We start from the raw sequence: 16,533 nt of genomic DNA on the forward strand, positions 1-16,533 counted from the left end.
CGACACGATCGCGTTCGGCCCCGACGCGCCCACCAGCTGCACAACCGCAGCGCCCGGCCGGCCACCACGGTGCACGCCTACTCGCCACCGCTGCGACCGGTCCGCGAATACCGGTCGCTGCGGGATTTCACCGGTGTGTGACCATGCCGGTAGCCACCCATCGCCCGATCGCCGAGGAGTGACGGTATGAGCGCCGAGGATCTGCTCACCCGGGCACGCGCCGGATTGAACCGCGTCGAGCCCGTCACGGCCGCGCGCCGGTTGGCCGAGGGCGCCCTCGTGGTCGATATCCGCCCGCACGCCGACCGCCTCGCCGAGGGCGAGATCCCCGGCGCGGTCGTCGTCGAGCGCATCGTGCTGGAATGGCGGCTCGACCCCGGCGGTGCGCATCGGCTCCCGGACCTGACGTCCGACACCGAGGTCATCATCGTCTGCAACGAGGGGTACGCCTCCAGCCTGGCCGCCGCCGACGCGCAGCGTCTCGGACTGGCCCGCGCCACCGATCTGGTCGGCGGGTTCCGGGCCTGGAAGGCGGCCGGCCTACCGGTAGCTCCCGGCGGCACCCCCGCCGTTCCGTAGTACGCCGGCACCTCCTCCGCAGCACCGCGTCTACCTCCCGGTTCCCGGAATTCTTTCACCCGCAAACGATCTGGCTGAGAATGTAGACGGGCAAACGGAATTACGAGGAGTGCGATGACCAGGTGTGCGCATTATGTCGGAAGTGTTCCAGCCGAGTTGATGACCGGGGATGCTGCGGTGCTGCAGTGGTTCGCCGATCGCAGTGCGGGCCATCCCGTGACCGGATTGCCCTGTGATCTGGATCCGGACTGGATCCTCGACTACCTCCGCCGGCGCAGAGAGCACGAGGATGTCTTCGAGGTCGTCCGCACCGGCGATTACTCCGACTACAGCGATTTCCCGAGCTACGGCCTGCGCCCGGGGGCGAAGCTGGAACCACGGCACGTGGCGATGGACCGGCTCGACCGCATCGGCGCCGTGGTAGCCGCCTTCGACGAGGTGCGCGCCGGGCGGCCCGAACTGGACGGGACGAGATTGCAACTGAGCCAACCCAATCCGCTGGATCTGGCGATGTTCGTCTTCGCCGGGGCGGCGGTGTCGAACGGTTTCCCGCTCGGTCCGGCCCTGCGCCGCTCCGATCTCATCGTGGCCGCGTTGCGGCATCTGCCGGTGTTCACCGAGGCCGCACTGCACGAGATCGCGGAGGTGAACGCGCGCTACGGCGATCGCGTGGTCTGGCAGGTCGAATCACCGTTCGCGCTGCTGGGCATGGTCAAGGCCGACCAATTGGGCGCGAAGTGGGCGGCAGGGCCGCTGCTGGCTCGCCAGCTGGCCGGGGTACTCACCGGCATCCACGAGATCGGGGCACAGGCGGTGGTCCACCTGTGCTACGGCGACTACCAGCACAAGGCGCTGCTCAGCCCGCGTTCGCTGGCGCCCGCAGTCACCCTGCTGAAGCACACCGCGCGCCGGCTGCGCGCAGACGGCACTCCCTTTCCGGCGGTGCACATTCCGTGTGCGTTCGGTGCCGAACCCGCGCCGCAGGACGCGGCGTTCTATGCGCCTCTGCGCCGGCTGGACCCGGACTGGAACGTCATCGCGGGGGTGGTGTCACCCGATTCCGCCGACGACAGCGCTCACGCCCTGCAACTGTTCGAACAGGCGGCCGGGCGCACCGCGTTCGGCGTCGCGACCGCGTGCGGTCTCGGCCGCTGCAGTGTTGCGGACGCGCAGCGCGCTGCGGAGACGACCGCGGCACTGACCGCCGAGACGACCACCGGTTAGCACCACGGCACGGGTCCGCGGGGCCGTGCGTCAGCGTCCTGACGCCCGGCACCGCGGCCCGGCCCGGGTGCCCGCCACCTCGCCCGCATACCGCAATCTCGTTCGGCCCCAAGGATTCTGCGTCACACAGCGCGCGACCAGGGCATACCCGGAAGGGAGCCGCCGGAATCCGGCGGATGCCACGCGGGAACCGGACAAAGGCCTTACTCTGGATCAGTCGGTGGAAGTGGGGTGATGCCGGATGTGACCAACCGGGGCCGCAACCCCGTCTCGGGCCGCCGTCACGGTCTCTCCCACTTTGCTCGCCGAAAACGGCACTCACGTAACGCAACGTCGCGTCCCCTGTCGTGACCCCTAGCCGCATATCACAGACAGCGGCATTTTCGTACCTTCATCAGCTATCTTTTAGCTACACACGTACCCGATGAACTTGCATCGAAACTTGCTGTTTCCCTTGATGATTCAAGTACTGCTGATAAACTGATTTCCCGTGTGCCGAGTTCGAGTTAACAAGCGGCTACGGAGGTTTCGGGTTTTGTCGTAGGACATGCCATCCGGACTCGATCCGGTAGCCGATCCGGCGCACCGTCCGTTCGTACGCAGTTCCAGGGAGTTGCTATGGGGAACAACGAAATTCCGCGCGTTCTGGTGGTAGGTGGCGGCCCGGCGGGGTCCACCGCCGCCGCACTGCTCGCACGGTCCGGAGTGCAGGTGACCCTCCTGGAGCGGGATACGTTCCCGCGCTACCACATCGGAGAATCACTGCTGGCCTCGTGCCTGTCCACGCTGCGGATATCCGGCGCCTACGACAAGGTCGCCGCGCACGGCTTCCAGATCAAACGCGGCGGCTACTTCCAGTGGCAGAACGACACCTGGTTGCTGGACTGGTCCAAGCTCGTCGATGCCGAGGCGTGGTCCTGGCAGGTCGACCGGGCAGCCTTCGACGACCTGCTGCTGCGCAACGCCGCCGACCAGGGTGCACAGGTCATCGAACAGGCGACCGTCAAGAACATCCTGTTCGACGGTGAGCGTCCGACCGCGGCGGAATGGGTCCGGGCCGGCGACGACACCGTCCACACCGCCGAGTTCGACTTCCTCGTCGACGCCACCGGCCGAGACGGGTTGCTGGCCAAGCACTTCGGCATGCGTCGCCAACATCCGGCGTTCCGCAACGTCGCGGTCTGGTCGTATTGGAAGGGCGCACATCTGCACCCGGACAGCCCGGAGGGCGCGATCAACGTGGTGTCGACCCCGGAGGGCGGCTGGTTCTGGAACATTCCGCTCGCCGACGGTCGTACCAGCGTCGGCTACGTGGTCTCGGCGCGGCTGGCCGCGGAAAAGCTGCGCGCGCACGATTCGCGCCAGTCGTACTACCTGGAAACCATCCGGGAGAGCAAGCCGATGTGTGAAATGCTCGAGGGTGCGGAGCAGATCGCCGACGTGCGAGCCGAACAGGACTACTCCTATGTCGCCGACCGGTTCTGCGGCCCCGGCTACGTCCTCGTCGGCGACGCGGCGTGCTTCCTGGATCCGTTGCTGTCCACCGGCGTTCACCTGGCGACCTATTCCGGGCTCGTGTCCGCGGCGGCGATCGCGACCACGCTGCGCGGTGAGATGTCCGAAGCCGATGCGCTGGCGTACTACGAATACACCTACCGCCGCGGCTACACCCGGTTCCTCTCCCTGGTCTCGCGTATGTACGAGCACTACATCGGTTCCGAGGAGTACTTCGCGCACGCGCACAAGCTCACCGACGTCCACGACGGTGACTCACCCGAACAGTCGTTCACCCGGATCATGGCCGGTCTGACCGATGTCGGCGAGACCACCGGCGATCAGGACCGTACCGGCACCGAGGTGATCGTCTCCGAGGCGGAGCGCCTGCACACCGCCCCGGACACCGACGGAGTCAACATCAAGTACATGGGCGGACTGGACATGTCGCCGGTCTGGGACCACTGGCGTGATCCGCTGTCCGACACCACGATGGGCGAGATCCGCATCACCACCGAACCCGTGTTCGGCCTGACGAGCCGCCCACGCTCCGACGCCGAGCGCGAGGCCGTGGCGCTGCCGGTCCAACCGCCCCGCAAGGGCGCCGGCGCCGCACTCTAGCGGTGACGTCACCAGGACTCCCGGTGCGAACCGAGACGTGGAGTCGACAGTGACCGTCACAGGATCCGTCCCCGGCCCGCTGAGCGAACCCACGCCCGGCGGGCCGGGATTCCGGACGAACCCGGCCACGCAGATCGAGCGATTCCACCACCCCACAACCCGATCCCTGCTGTCGGGCGAGGGCTTCACGACGACGGCGCTCGAACACATCCTCGAGACGACGTTGAGCGTGCACGTCCTGCGCCAGCAGCAGGTTCCACCCCGGACACTGCCCACCTTCATCGTCGACGAACTCCGGCTGCAGGATGCCGAGGGCGCACTGGTCCGGCGCTCCCGTCTGGTCACCCCCGCACTGGCAACGGTCTCGATCAATTACGTTGTGGCCGTGCCGCAGTCGGCCGCCGCCAGCGGCATCGACGATGTCCGGATGCCGATCGGCCACGGCTTGCTCACCCGCGGCCTGCCCCAGCGCCGGCGCCTGCTCTGGGCGGGCATCCGGCGGTGGCCGGACGGCCGGCCCAGTGCGTCCAGGGCATACATCATGACGCTGGGCCGCCATCCCGTGTGCTACATCCGCGAAGTTTTCCATCCCGCGGTCGTCCCGCCCGCATACACGACCGGTCCGGAACCGGCTCTGCGAGATGATGTCTCCGAGGAGAATTGAGTGCCTGCTCCCACCATCACGGTCCTACTCGACTTGGTTCTCATCATGGCGGCCGCACACCTGCTCGGCCGGCTCGCCGAAAAGATCGGGCAGCCACCGGTCATCGGCGAGATCGCGGCCGGAATCCTCGCCGGTCCCACCGTCATCGGACATCACCTGTCCGCCACCCTGTTTCCCGAAGCCGGACGCTCGTATCTGACGCTGCTCGCCAATATCGGGGTGGCGGTGTTCATGTTCGTCGCCGGGCTGGAACTCGATCGGGAGATCTTCCGCGGCGCCCGCCGTTCGATACCCGCGGTGTCGGCGACGGCCTACGCGATCCCCTTCGTGCTGGGAAGCGCGGTCGCGATCACCGTCCTGGCACGCCACAGCACCGGTAACCGGCTTCACTTCGCCCTGTTCGTCGGCTGTGCGATGGCGGTGACCGCTTTCCCGGTGCTGGCGCGAATCCTGCACGACCGCAATCTGGTTCGCACCGAGATCGGACAGCTCAGCCTGGCCTGCGCGGCGCTGGTGGACGTCGTGGCATGGTCGGTCCTCGCCGTCGTGCTCGCACTCGCGCACCCGGGTGGCGTCCAATGGCGGCTCGTCCTGCTCCTCCCGCTGGTCGGTCTGCTGTGGTGGTTCGTGCGACCGCTGCTGACCCGGATCTCGGAATCGGGCACCCAGCAGACGATGATCGTGCTCGGCGTGGGTGGCGCGCTCGGGCTCGCCGCGATCACCGAATGGATCGGGTTGCATCTGATCTTCGGAGCCTTCGCCTTCGGTGTCATATTCCCGCGCGAACGCCGCCGGACGGTCGAGTCCGGGGTGCGAATTCTGTGCCTGTTGCTGATGCCCGGCTTCTTCGTGATCGCCGGGCTGGCCGTCGATCTCGGGTCGGTCGACGCGACCTCGATCGGCGAATTGATCGCGGTCATCGGTGTGGCGGTGGTGGGAAAGGTCGGCAGCGTCTACGTCGCAGGCCGGCTGACCGGGATGCCGTCGCGAGCGGCCGCAGCGGTGGCAGCCCTGCTCAACACCCGTGGTCTGACCGAACTGGTGATTCTGAACGTTGGCTTGACCACGGGCCTCATCGGCACCCAGTTGTATTCACTGCTGGTCATCATGGCCCTGGTGACCACCGCGTCGACGGCGCCGTTCCTCCGTCTGCTCGGCATATCCCGCGGCGGCGACCTGTCGTCCCGTCCGCCGCACGCACCGGACTCGGAGGACGACCCGGACCCGGGCGCCGTGGCCGCGGCGGCGCAGTCGCCGGATACGAGCGGAAAGCACTGACCCACAAGCACATCCGATCGACTCCGGACACCGGTGCCGGCACCCCTACTCCCACGTTCGCAGACACCGTCGCCGCGTCGCTGCTATGTTGCTTGCGTGGGCGAACCGCCAGGCACCGCACGACAGGTCATCGAAGTCTGCAGATCCGTAGGCGTCGAGACGGTCCGGCACACAGTCTTCCTCGTACCGCCCATGTGAGTGCGACTCGTGCCGCACCCGCCGAGCTCTCGTCGAATTTCTGTTCCATCCGTCTGGAGTCCCGTCTTTGACCACACCACAGTCACCCCTCCCCGAGCCCTACACCACGGCGACCGGAATGTGTCCCGTCCAGCACGGCTCGCCCTTCGATGCCGACGACGACCGATTCCCGATGTACACAGCCGAATTCGTCGCCGATCCACACGCCGCCTATCGCGAGATGCGAGGGCAGTACCCCTCCCTCGTTCCCGTCGAGATCGCCCCCGGTGTGGCTGCCACCCTGGTCATCGACTACGCCGTCGCGGTTCGCATCCTCAACGACCCGGACCACTTTCCCTCCGATCCGCGCACCTGGCAGAAAACCATTCCGCAGGATTCACCCGTGCGCCCGATGATGGAGTGGTATCCGGCGGCCCGGTACAACACCGGCGCGGCCCATGCCCGCTACCGCGCTCCGTCGGTCGCCGCGATCGACCACATCGACCTCCACAGCGTGCCCGCGATCGTGGAAAGGGTTGCCGTTCCGCTGGTCAACTCCTTCTGCGAGCAGGGATCCGCCGATCTCGTCATGCAGTACTCGTTCCCGCTCGTCCTCGAGGTCCTCAACCGGATGGTCGGCTGCCCCGCCGACATCGGGACCCGAGTCGCCAACGGCATGGCCGCCCGGTTCGACACCGTCCGGGGTCAACAGGGGATGGACATGCTCAAGGAAGCGCTGATGGAACTCATCGCGTTCCGGCGCGAGCAGCCCGGCGACGACGTCACCTCACAGCTGGCCCATCATCCGAACGGCCTCAACGATATCGAGGTGTTCGCCCAGCTGATGTCCTTCTACGGCGCGGGCTTCGAGGCCCAGCGCAACCTCATCAACAATGCGCTGATGCTCATCCTCACCGATGAGCGATTCCGGTTCGGCGACATCCTCGGCCGCAACCTGTCCACCACCGACGCGCTCGACGAAATCCTGTTCAACGACCCGCCGATGGCCAACTTCTGCACCACCTATCCCCGGCAGCCGATCATGATCGACGGCGTGTGGCTGCCCGCCAACCAGCCGGTCCTGATCAGCCTCGCGGCGTGCAACAACGATCCGAAGATCCGCGGCGAAGCGGCGAGCAGTATCGGCAACCGTTCGCATCTGGCCTGGAGCACCGGACCGCACGCCTGCCCCGCCAAATCGGTGGCATATCTGACCGTCCAGAACGCCATCGACCAGCTCTTCGATGCGCTGCCGGAAATCCAGTTGGCCGTCCCGGCCGCACAACTGGAATGGCGGCCCGGTCCGTTCCACCGTGCGCTGACCTCGTTGCCGGTCGTCTTCCCGAAATCACCGCCGCTGCCCGTGATGTAGCAACCGCATCGCCCGGCCCGGGCGACCGCCGCGACGGTCGTCCGGCCGGGTGGCGACTCGCCCGATCGGGGCCAGGACCGTTCTAGGTGGGAAGTTGTGACCGCGGGGACGGCCTCTGCTATCTTCTCTGCAGTGCCTCACGCACCGGCCGGTGTAGTTTAGTGGTAGAACATCAGCTTCCCAAGCTGAGAGTGCGGGTTCGATTCCCGTCACCGGCTCTCTTTCTCCACACCCCCACGTTCCGGCTCATCGGCTGCGCGGTGCGGGTGCCTCTGAAATCCCTTGCCACGCACGAAATCCCTTGCCCCGCACAAGCATCGGCCGCCGGGGAAGTACCAGCGGGCGACGTTCTCGTCCGGGGCCGCCATCAGCTCACGCCGAGGTCGATGCCGAATGCCGACTCGAGCCACCGCACGGGGGCGTGCCACCCGCGGCGGAGACCGATACGGCAGGAGGCCGGATACGGATCGATTCCGGCGGAAAGGTTAGGCGGGGCGAATCGTGGCTACCCCTCCCGAGGTGCTGGGTGCCGTGGACGTCAGGCGGCCGGGTAGGAGGGCCGGTCGGCGGCACGGATCCATCGCACCGACCGTGACCTGTGACGACGGCGGAAGGAAACCGGACAGATGCTCATGATCACGCCCACTGCCATCGAGGCCGTTCGCACCATCACCTCCGCGGACGGCATGCCCGACGATGCGGGACTGCGCATCTCCACCACCGACGGCGCCGAGACGCTGCAGCTCGCAGTAGCCGCGGGGCCGTCGGACCAGGATCAGGTGCTCAATGCCGAAGGCCCGCGGGTCTTCCTCGACGAGCACGTCGTCGACTTCCTGGACGACAAGATTCTCGATACCGGACTGGGCCCGGACGGGCAGGGCACCTTCGTGCTCGCCCAGCAGGACCCGAACACCGCGGGACACTAGACCGACGCCGATTCGGCTCGATCGCGGCCGAATCGGCGCCCTCCCGCCGACGGCCGGCCTAGTCCGGCCAGATCGGCGTGCGCTTGTTCAGGAAGGCATCCATACCCTCGCGGGCACCGGGCAGCTGGGACGCGGCGGCCATGACCTCGAGCGCGATCGCGTAGGCGTCGTCCTCCGGGCGGTCGAGCTGGGCGTACAGGGTCCGCTTGCCCAGCGCCTTACTCGCCCGGCTCCCCCGGGTGGCCCTGGTGAGCAGGTCGGCGACCGCACGATCGAGATCGGCGTCGGGGACGGCGCGATTGATCAGTCCCCAGTCGGCGGCGGTGCGGGCATCGATCGGATCGCCGGTGAGGGCGAGTTCCATCAGCCGTTTGCGGCCGATCGCCCGGGCCACCGGAACGGCCGGAGTGTGGCAGAACCAGCCGCCCTTACCGCCCGGGAGGGCGAAGCCGGCCGATTCGGCGGCCACGGCGAGGTCGCACGAGGCCACCAGCTGGCATCCGGCGGCGGTGGCGAGGCCGTGCACACGCGCGACCACGACCTGGGGCACCGATTCGACGGCCGACATGACCTCGGTGCACAGGGTCAGCAGCTCGCGGACGCCGAGCAGGTCACGGGCGGCGACATCGGCGAAATCGTGCCCGGCGGAGAAGACGGGACCGTTCGCGGCCAGAACGATCCCGCTGGCATCACTGCCGCCCGCCCAGCGAAATGCCGACGACAACTCCCTCAGATGCTCGGCCGAGAGCGCATTGCGCCGGTCCGGCCGATTCATCGTGATGCGAACGGTCTCACCGTTGCGCTCGACGAGCAGGTGCTGGTACTCCGCAGTGGCCATACCCCACGGTAGATCGTCGCGCGGTGCTACTGCGGCGCCGCGACGCAGGTGGTCGCGATCTTCTGGGTCGCCGCGCGCGCCTTGTCGGAGTCCTCCTTGCTCAGGCCGCCCATCGAACCGTCGGCCACCTGGGCAGTGCTGCCGGGCTTGGTCATCTTGCGCAGGCCGTCCTGCGAAATACCTTCGTCCACATAGAGTTTGGCGGCGCAATCGGCGAGTTTCGCATCCTTGAGGCCGCTGGACTGCAGGGATTTCGACAGGTCGGCCTGGGTGATGGTCGGCTCCGAATCCTTGTCGGAGCCGCACGCACCCAGCAGCGGCAGGGCGATGCAGACGGCGGCGATCAGCGAAATCCTCAACTGTTCCTCAATTCTCAGGCGTATCAGCTATGGCGCGCTCCGGCGGGACCGGACACGAACCGCGCAGGTGATACTGCCGCATCACGCGGCCGGACAACAGTCCGAGTGTCGCGAACACGGAGCCTTCACAACGGCGCCGCGCGCGGATCCGTCGTCCGCGGGGTCGTGACCTCTGTTGGCATTGCGTCAATGATTGCTAGGGTGTCCCCGTTCCTCGTCGGCGTCCGAGTCTCGGTGCGGGAGTTTCGAAATGATGTTGAACCATCACCGGGTCGGCACCGGTGAACCGCTGGTCCTGGTCCACGGCGTCGGCAGTCGCTGGCAGGTGTGGGAACCGGTCATCGACACGCTGGCGGCCCATTTCGACGTCATCGCGGTCGACCTCCCCGGTTTCGGCGGGTCCGACCCGCTACCGCACACCACGGTCGACACCCTCACCGACGCCCTGCACGCCTTCCTCGCCGAACAGGGCCTGGAACGTCCCCACCTCGCCGGTAACTCCATGGGCGGCCTGATCGCGCTGAACCTCGGCGCCCGCGGTGTGGCGAGTTCGGTGACCGCGTATTCACCGATCGGCTTCTGGTCCGACGCCGGGCGCATCTGGTGTCAGCAGGCACTCGGCCGCGCGGCCACCCTGGGGGGGGCCTGCGCAAGCAACTGCCGGCCATCCTCGGCACGCCGGCCGGGCGGACCGCCTTCCTGAGCATCGTGTTCGGACGGCCGTGGGCGTTGGACACCCGGACCGCGGTGGAGACCGTGGACGGTGTCCTCGGCGCCCCCGGATTCCGTTCGGCATTGGCCTCTTTCGATCACGCGCGGCTGCGCGACGGTGGGCGCCTCGACCGCATTCCGGTCACGATCGCCTGGGGCAACCGCGACATTCTGCTCACCTATCGGACGCAGAGCCGGCGGGCGCGGCAGTGGCTTCCCCAGGCCCGGCACGTCACCCTGCCGGGCAGCGGCCACACCCCGTTCTACGACGACCCGGCCGGTTGCGCGAAGATAATCCTCGAGCAGATGCCTACCCACGGGTAACCACGGGAGGCCGACCCGATCAGCACGGAGTGAGCGATGAGCGACGTATCCCTGACCTTCGACGGTGATCGCGCCTACGTCGAACTCGACCGGCCCGACAAACACAACGGGCTCACCATCGACATGTTGAACGATCTCGCGCGGGTGGCGCGGGTGATCGGAAAACGCGACGAGATTCGCTCCGTCATCCTCGCCGGCAACGGGCCCAGTTTCTCCAGTGGCCTGGATATCGCGAAGGCGACCGGCGACCCACTGAGTATCGTGCGCAATTTCCTGCCGCTACCGTGGCTGGGCACCAACGCCTTTCAGGAGGCGTGCTGGGCGTGGCGGCGACTGCCGCAACCGGTGATCGCGGCCGTGCACGGCCATTGTTTCGGCGGCGGACTGCAATTGGCGTTGGCGGCCGATATCCGTTTCGCCACACCGGATTCCGATTTCGCCGTGATGGAAGTCGCCCACGGCCTGATTCCCGATATGTCGGGCGCGGTCACGTTGTCGCGCCTGATCGGCGTGGACAAGGCGCTCCTGCTGACCATGACCGCCGACCCCGTCGACGCCGCCTATGCCGCCCGCATCGGATTGATCACCGAGGTCAGCGAGGATCCGCGCGCCGACGCCGAGACATTGGCCGATCGCATCGCGGCGCGGCCGGCACCCGCCGTCGCCGCCGCCAAACAATTGTTCGAGCGCACCTGGCATGCGGGCACCCGCCGCACCCTGGGAATCGAACGGGCGACGCAGATACCACTTCTGGTCCGGCAGGCGCTCGGCCGTCGGTAGATCCGACAAAGGGACACACCGCCGACGCGGGAGTTACCCGAAAATGTGAGCGGGAAACCCATTTACCTGCGATTCGCTGTTAGCATTTTCACACTTTGCCAGCGAAGCCGGTGAACGGGGGCGCATCGGCGAGAACGGGAAGGGCTGCATTTGTCCAAGACCGTATCCGTCCTGCTGTCCGCGATAGCGGGCGCCTCGGCCGTCCTTCTGACCGTGACCGCGCCCGCGGCCGCCAACCCGAATGCCATCAATCCGATTCCGGTTCTCAACGGCACCACCGGATTACCGAATCTGGTCGGCCGTTCGCGAGCGATATTCCAGGTCACCGGAATGGCCAGCCCGAACGCCACCGAGAACTACAACGTCCTCGGCACCGACCTGGGAATCATGTGGGACAACGGCCGCGGCGAGATGCTCACCGCCTTCGGCGATACCGCCGGCGTGGGGCTGCCGAATCTGCTGGCCGGCAGTTTCTGGGCGTGGCGCAGCAATATCCTGGTGCGCAGTCACACTCAGGATCCCTCGGGCGGCATCTATTTCGACAGCGCCGTGCGCGATGTGTTCGGCCAGGCGCGGGACCTGATTCCCAGCCCGAAGATTCCGTTCATCGAGATCAGCCGCATCCCGACCGCGGGAATCTCGGTGAACGGCGTGCAGTACATGAGCCTGATGTCGGTGAAGAGCTGGGACGACGTCGGCCAGTGGACCACCAACTACGCGGGCCTGGCCGCTTCCGCCGACAACGGGGAAACCTGGGCCGACCTCGATTTCACCCGCCGGCCCAACGACGGCGGCAATGCCAACTTCCAGATGAACGCCTTCGTGAAGAGCGGCGGCTGGGTGTACGAATACGGCACGCCGTCGGGCCGCAATCACTTCGCCTACGTCGCGCGCGTGCGGGAGAACGACATTCAGAATCTCGCCGAATACGAGTACTGGGACGGCGGCGCCTGGCGCAAGAACGATGTGAACGCCGCCCGCCCGATCACCGGCGGGGTAGCCGAGATGTCGGTGATGTGGAACGACTACCTCGGGCAATTCGTCATGCTGACCACCGATCCGTGGAATTCGGTGGTGATGCGCCGGGCGTCTTCCCCGGAGGGGCCGTGGAGCCCGCCCGAGGTGCTGATCGATACGCGCGAATTGCCGACCGCGTACGCCCCCTCGATCTACCCGTACCAGACCGGGCGGGAGCTGTATTTCCTCACCACGGTGCACAGCCAGTACAACGTCGTCCTGATGCGCACGACGCTGTAGTTCGCCCTCGGACAGCCGACGCCCGGCCCGAGTTCGGCTCGGCCGGGCGTCGCGCTGCCGCTGGCTAGACTCGCTCCATGGACGCCGCCGAGTGGGACGAGCGCTATGCGCAGAGCGAGTTGGTGTGGGGCGCACCGCCGAACGCGACGGTCGTTGAGCACATCTTCGGATTGGAGCGCCGCGTCCAGCTGGTGCCCGACGCGCCCGGGGAGGAGCCGCCGGAATTGCCGCGTGCCCTGGATCTGGCGTGCGGCGAGGGGCGGCACGCGCTGTGGCTGGCCACGCACGGCTGGCAGGTGCGGGCGGTCGATTTCTCCCAGGTCGGCATCGACAAGGGGCGCACGGTCGCCTCGCGGCTGTCGCGTTCGGTGCGCAGCCGGATCGACTGGGAATGCGCGGACGTCACCGACCTCGCCGGTTCGGGGATCGACGGTCCGTTCGAGCTGATTCTGGCCGTCTACATCCACCTGCCGGCCGATCAGCGGCGCACCCTGCTGCTCTCGGCGGCCGAACGACTGAGCCCGGGTGGCACCCTTCTCGTCCTCGGCCACGACACCACCAATATCGCCGACGGTTACGGCGGGCCACAAGATCCGGCGATCCTGTTCACTCCCGACGATGTGGTGGCGGATCTCGCTGCGGCAGAACATATCCGGGTCGACACCGCGCAGCGGGTGATCCGCGAGACCGAGGGACGCGACGCCATCGACGCCCTCGTGGTCGCCACCGCGACCGTGCCCGATCTGGAGGAGCAAGCGACGGCCACCCCGGACGCGTGATCCGGGGTGGCGACGCCTCACAGTCCGGCGCTGCCGGTGGGTAGCGGCGCCGGTCCGTGGGACTGTGCGGGCGGATGCGCCCGGGGGTGATCGAATCGGTCCCGGCCGAATTGGTCGTATCCGTACCGGTCGTAGCCGTTGCGGTCGTAGCCGAACCGGTCGTAACCGAACGAGTCGTAGCCGGAGCGGTCGTAACCGAACCGGTCGTAGCCGGACCGGTCGTAACCGAACGAGTCGTGGCCGGACCGGTCGTAGCCCGAGCGATCGCGGCCGAACCGGTCGACACCCTGGGCGTCGAACCCGTCGGAGCCGAAGCCGTCGGCGGTGCACGGCGGGGCCGCGCCACACGGAACGCTCGCCTCGGCCACCCCCGCCCCGGCGACGGCGATACCGGTCGCGGCGAGGATGGCCAGTGCGACACCGGCTACGGGACGGCGAGCGGCGCGAATCGTGCCTGCGATCATGGATCACTCTCCTCTCGAAATCCCGACCGCAGTCGAAATTACCCCGGCGGCGCCGCGACGACATCGGGGTATTCCCGGAGATGGATGCTGAGATTCGATGATTCGCAAGTGTTTTCGCACCGCCGCGTTCACCCGCCCGGCAGCTCGGTAGCAACCCGGCGCGGGACTACTCGCCGATCACTCGCCGTCCGCCCATCGGCGCAGCCACGGTTCCACCGTCCGCGCGATCAGATCGAATCCGGCGCGGAAGGAATGTGGCTGGCGGGGAACGACTTTCACCTCGGCCGCATCGGAGGGATCCGGAATGCCGAAGGGATCGCGCTCACCGTTGATCACCACCACGTCGACGTGCGCGGACGCTGCCACCAGTTCGTCACGCCGCGTCTTCTCCGGCTTGCCGGGCGGATGCAGGGGGAAAGACAAGGCCAGTACGCCTCGCGCGTCGGCTTCCACGGCGGTCCGGCAGGCGACCCGGGCGCCGTTGCTGCGACCGCCCTGAATCAGCGGTACGCCGGGTACCCGGGCCCGCAGGGCGGCGACGATCTCGAGCCAGGCCGCATCCTGCACGGTCGCCGATCCCGGCGCCCGGCGCCCCGCCACGCGATACGGCTGGACCACCCGCGCGACGACCCCGCCCAGCGCCACCGCACGATCGCGGACGGCCAGCAGATCCCCGGCCTCCACCCCGCCGCCGGAACCGTGGGTGAGCAGCAGCAGAAAGCGATCGCCGGTACCCCGCTCGATCTCCACCTCGGCATCCCCCGCAGTCGTCTCGATGCGCACGTGGTCCACGGTAATCGCCGTTCAGCTCGCCGCGGCCACGCACCGGAAGCCGATATGGCTCATGCCGGTGTCGATCATCTGCGGACGCCGCGCCGCGGGCCGGTACCGGCGGCAGTAGCTGTCGGCGCAGAGGAACGAACCGCCCTTGATCACCTTGCGCGGCACCCGGAACTGCGGCTGGCGCGGATCGAAACTCCGTTCCCGAACCCCACCGCGCGGATTGCGCGGGACGCAGCACCCGCCGCCGTCCGGATGGCGTTCGGCGTACCAGTCGTCGGTCCATTCCCACACGTTGCCGGCCATATCGAACAGGCCGTAGGCGTTGGGCGGATACGCACCGACGGCAGCGGTGCGACCGTAACCGGGGTCCGGACGCCACGGGAAGTCGCCGTGCCAGTAGTTGGCCAGTCGCGCCTCACTCGCTTCGCCCTCCTCACCCCAGGTGAATTCGGCGCCGTCCATACCGCCGCGGGCCGCGGCTTCCCACTGCGCCTCGGTCGGCAGCGCCCGGCCCTGCCATATCGCGTAGGCGGCGGCGTCCTCGTGCGCGATATGGACCACCGGGTGGTCGGGCCGGTCGGCGATCGACGACCCGGGCCCCTCGGGATGCCGCCACGAGGCGCCGGGCGTCCAGCGCCACCACAGGTTCAGATGCCGCAGGTCGACCGGGCCGGAGGTCCCGGTGAACACCATCGAGCCGGGTTGCAGGTTCTCGGCCGGCGCCCCCGGGAAGTAGGCGGGATCGAGCGGACGTTCGGCGACGGTGCGGTATCCGGTTTCGGCGACGAACCGTTCGTACTGGGCGTTGGTGACCTGCCGGGTCTCGATGGCGAAGGCGTCCACGGCCACCCGGTGGGCGGGCCGCTCCTCCGGATAGTGGCGGTCGGAACCCATCGTGAAGGTCTGTGCGGGTATCTGCCGTACGTCGGTCGCGGTCGACATGTTCACAGTCACGGGCCGTTCCTACGAATCGGGTGTGAAGATCTGCGCCCAGTCATTTTTCATGCTGACCACCGTCCAGTCGTTGCGACGCGCGTGCGCGAGGGCATCCTCGGCGCCGGCGACGTAATCGAATTCGCGCTCGGCGTCGTCGTGCAGGATGAGCATGCGCAGCGACGGCGCGCCCGCGAGTTCGGAGAACGACAGCATGGGCAGATCGCCGTTGGAATTGCCGACCGACAGAATGGGACGGCGGCCGATCCGGCTCCAGATTCGAATCGGCTTCTCCGGTCCGTCGTCGAAGAAGTCCATCGCGGATTTGTAGAGCAGGTCGCTGCGGCCTTCCTGTTCGCGATAGGTCAGCCCGAGCGCACTGCCGATCACCCGTTCCGGTGGCACCCCGTAGAGATCACCCGCGACCGGGCGCATGAAATCCCGGTCGCCGCCCGAGGCGATGTAGGTGGTGAATCCGTTGTCACGCAGATACCACAGCAATTCGACCATCGGCGCGAAACCACAGCCGTGGTACGGGCGGCCGAGAGTCGGGTGGGCGGCGTCCGCGAAGAATGCCGCCACCCGCGCGTCGTAGTCCTCGACGGTGATCTCACCGAAGGCGCGAGTCACCGCGCCCATCAACAACTTCAGATCGTCGTCGTCACCGTGATAGTGCTTGACCATCGCGGCACCCAGCCACTGCAGATCCTGCTCGTAGGCCGCCCGCCACGGCTGCCGCGTGCGTAATTCCGGTTCCTGCTCGGCCATTTCGGCCAGTCGGCGGATGGTGAAATCGAGCTGGATCGGCATCGGTTTCTCACACCACAGGGTGCCGTCGTTGTCGAATACCGCGATCCGTGCCGACGGTTCGACATATCCGGAGCCGTCGCGATCGGTGACGCGAGCGACGAAATCGACGATGGCGGAGGTGGTTTCCCCGTCGTTCCACGATTCCAACGACACCGCCATC

The 16,533-nt window shown here is 67.6% G+C and carries 18 protein-coding genes and 1 tRNA gene; 13 read left to right on the forward strand and 6 right to left on the reverse strand.

The features are described 5' to 3' along the window. Positions 1-186 precede the first annotated feature (186 nt). The 8 genes from ON23_RS26360 to ON23_RS26395 all read left to right on the forward strand — a co-directional run bounded on the left by ON23_RS26360 (position 187) and on the right by ON23_RS26395 (position 8,335). Positions 187-579 (forward strand): rhodanese-like domain-containing protein, encoded by a 393-nt coding sequence (locus ON23_RS26360; protein ID WP_039781494.1) that lies wholly within the window; start codon positions 187-189, stop codon positions 577-579. Between the two features lie 159 nt (positions 580-738). Continuing rightward, positions 739-1,803: a hypothetical protein gene (locus ON23_RS26365; RefSeq protein WP_039781496.1), complete on the forward strand. Its 1,065-nt coding sequence runs from the start codon at positions 739-741 to the stop codon at positions 1,801-1,803. A gap of 618 nt (positions 1,804-2,421) precedes the next feature. Next, positions 2,422-3,918, forward strand: coding sequence for a flavin-dependent monooxygenase QhpG (gene qhpG, locus ON23_RS26370; protein ID WP_039781499.1), 1,497 nt, complete (start codon positions 2,422-2,424; stop codon positions 3,916-3,918). Between the two features lie 49 nt (positions 3,919-3,967). After that, on the forward strand, positions 3,968-4,582 hold the full coding sequence (locus ON23_RS36145) for a hypothetical protein (RefSeq protein WP_051043405.1): 615 nt from the start codon (positions 3,968-3,970) through the stop codon (positions 4,580-4,582). After that, on the forward strand, positions 4,583-5,860 hold the full coding sequence (locus ON23_RS26380) for a cation:proton antiporter (RefSeq protein ID WP_051043407.1): 1,278 nt from the start codon (positions 4,583-4,585) through the stop codon (positions 5,858-5,860). 265 nt (positions 5,861-6,125) lie between these two features. Next, complete coding sequence (locus tag ON23_RS26385) at positions 6,126-7,409, forward strand: cytochrome P450 family protein (protein WP_373282254.1); 1,284 nt, start codon at positions 6,126-6,128, stop codon at positions 7,407-7,409. Between the two features lie 147 nt (positions 7,410-7,556). Then, positions 7,557-7,627, forward strand: a tRNA-Gly gene (locus ON23_RS26390). A gap of 408 nt (positions 7,628-8,035) precedes the next feature. Next, positions 8,036-8,335 (forward strand): hypothetical protein, encoded by a 300-nt coding sequence (locus ON23_RS26395; RefSeq protein WP_039781502.1) that lies wholly within the window; start codon positions 8,036-8,038, stop codon positions 8,333-8,335. 58 nt (positions 8,336-8,393) lie between these two features. Here the strand turns inward: ON23_RS26395 and ON23_RS26400 are convergent, their stop codons facing one another. After that, a complete protein-coding gene (locus ON23_RS26400; protein WP_039781503.1) occupies positions 8,394-9,173 on the reverse strand; it encodes an enoyl-CoA hydratase-related protein in 780 nt (259 codons plus the stop codon). A gap of 26 nt (positions 9,174-9,199) precedes the next feature. Beyond that, positions 9,200-9,532 carry a hypothetical protein gene (locus tag ON23_RS26405; protein WP_039781505.1) on the reverse strand — a complete coding sequence of 111 codons (333 nt, stop codon included), beginning with the start codon at positions 9,530-9,532 and terminating at the stop codon, positions 9,200-9,202. A gap of 250 nt (positions 9,533-9,782) precedes the next feature. Between ON23_RS26405 and ON23_RS39435 the strand changes: the two genes are divergently transcribed. From ON23_RS39435 to ON23_RS26425, 5 genes are all read left to right on the forward strand, one after another. Continuing rightward, on the forward strand, positions 9,783-10,235 hold the full coding sequence (locus tag ON23_RS39435; protein WP_244970064.1) for an alpha/beta fold hydrolase: 453 nt from the start codon (positions 9,783-9,785) through the stop codon (positions 10,233-10,235). 5 nt (positions 10,236-10,240) lie between these two features. Beyond that, the gene (locus ON23_RS39440) at positions 10,241-10,567 is read left to right on the forward strand and encodes an alpha/beta fold hydrolase (RefSeq protein WP_244970065.1); all 327 of its coding nucleotides are present in this window, start codon (positions 10,241-10,243) and stop codon (positions 10,565-10,567) included. Between the two features lie 36 nt (positions 10,568-10,603). Further along, on the forward strand, positions 10,604-11,347 hold the full coding sequence (locus tag ON23_RS26415) for a crotonase/enoyl-CoA hydratase family protein (RefSeq protein ID WP_039781507.1): 744 nt from the start codon (positions 10,604-10,606) through the stop codon (positions 11,345-11,347). Positions 11,348-11,497: 150 nt separating this feature from the next. Then, positions 11,498-12,604, forward strand: coding sequence for a glycoside hydrolase family 183 protein (locus tag ON23_RS26420; protein WP_039781508.1), 1,107 nt, complete (start codon positions 11,498-11,500; stop codon positions 12,602-12,604). Between the two features lie 77 nt (positions 12,605-12,681). Continuing rightward, complete coding sequence (locus ON23_RS26425) at positions 12,682-13,383, forward strand: class I SAM-dependent methyltransferase (RefSeq protein WP_051043409.1); 702 nt, start codon at positions 12,682-12,684, stop codon at positions 13,381-13,383. A gap of 17 nt (positions 13,384-13,400) precedes the next feature. Here the strand turns inward: ON23_RS26425 and ON23_RS36150 are convergent, their stop codons facing one another. The 4 genes from ON23_RS36150 to ON23_RS26445 form a co-directional block, all read right to left on the reverse strand. Next, positions 13,401-13,847, reverse strand: a complete 447-nt coding sequence (locus ON23_RS36150; RefSeq protein ID WP_051043411.1) for a hypothetical protein — start codon at positions 13,845-13,847, stop codon at positions 13,401-13,403. Between the two features lie 177 nt (positions 13,848-14,024). Further along, positions 14,025-14,630, reverse strand: a complete 606-nt coding sequence (locus ON23_RS26435; protein WP_039781533.1) for an alpha/beta hydrolase family protein — start codon at positions 14,628-14,630, stop codon at positions 14,025-14,027. Between the two features lie 21 nt (positions 14,631-14,651). Beyond that, on the reverse strand, positions 14,652-15,572 hold the full coding sequence (locus ON23_RS26440; RefSeq protein ID WP_039781510.1) for a formylglycine-generating enzyme family protein: 921 nt from the start codon (positions 15,570-15,572) through the stop codon (positions 14,652-14,654). A gap of 21 nt (positions 15,573-15,593) precedes the next feature. Continuing rightward, positions 15,594-16,532 (reverse strand): HAD family hydrolase, encoded by a 939-nt coding sequence (locus ON23_RS26445; protein WP_039781511.1) that lies wholly within the window; start codon positions 16,530-16,532, stop codon positions 15,594-15,596. Position 16,533 lies beyond the last annotated feature (1 nt).

Source organism: Nocardia cerradoensis NBRC 101014 (assembly GCF_000308535.1).
Classification (GTDB): domain Bacteria; phylum Actinomycetota; class Actinomycetes; order Mycobacteriales; family Mycobacteriaceae; genus Nocardia; species Nocardia cerradoensis.

Coding starts and splice junctions, on each gene's coding strand:
- ON23_RS26360 (WP_039781494.1), top strand. CDS start 187: ATGAGCGCCGAGGATCTGCTCACCCGGGCACGCGCCGGATTGAACCGC.
- ON23_RS26365 (WP_039781496.1), top strand. CDS start 739: ATGACCGGGGATGCTGCGGTGCTGCAGTGGTTCGCCGATCGCAGTGCG.
- qhpG (WP_039781499.1), top strand. CDS start 2,422: ATGGGGAACAACGAAATTCCGCGCGTTCTGGTGGTAGGTGGCGGCCCG.
- ON23_RS26395 (WP_039781502.1), top strand. CDS start 8,036: ATGCTCATGATCACGCCCACTGCCATCGAGGCCGTTCGCACCATCACC.
- ON23_RS26400 (WP_039781503.1), bottom strand. CDS start 9,173: ATGGCCACTGCGGAGTACCAGCACCTGCTCGTCGAGCGCAACGGTGAG.
- ON23_RS39435 (WP_244970064.1), top strand. CDS start 9,783: ATGATGTTGAACCATCACCGGGTCGGCACCGGTGAACCGCTGGTCCTG.
- ON23_RS26415 (WP_039781507.1), top strand. CDS start 10,604: ATGAGCGACGTATCCCTGACCTTCGACGGTGATCGCGCCTACGTCGAA.
- ON23_RS26425 (WP_051043409.1), top strand. CDS start 12,682: ATGGACGCCGCCGAGTGGGACGAGCGCTATGCGCAGAGCGAGTTGGTG.
- ON23_RS36150 (WP_051043411.1), bottom strand. CDS start 13,847: ATGATCGCAGGCACGATTCGCGCCGCTCGCCGTCCCGTAGCCGGTGTC.
- ON23_RS26440 (WP_039781510.1), bottom strand. CDS start 15,572: ATGTCGACCGCGACCGACGTACGGCAGATACCCGCACAGACCTTCACG.
- ON23_RS26445 (WP_039781511.1), bottom strand. CDS start 16,532: ATGGCGGTGTCGTTGGAATCGTGGAACGACGGGGAAACCACCTCCGCC.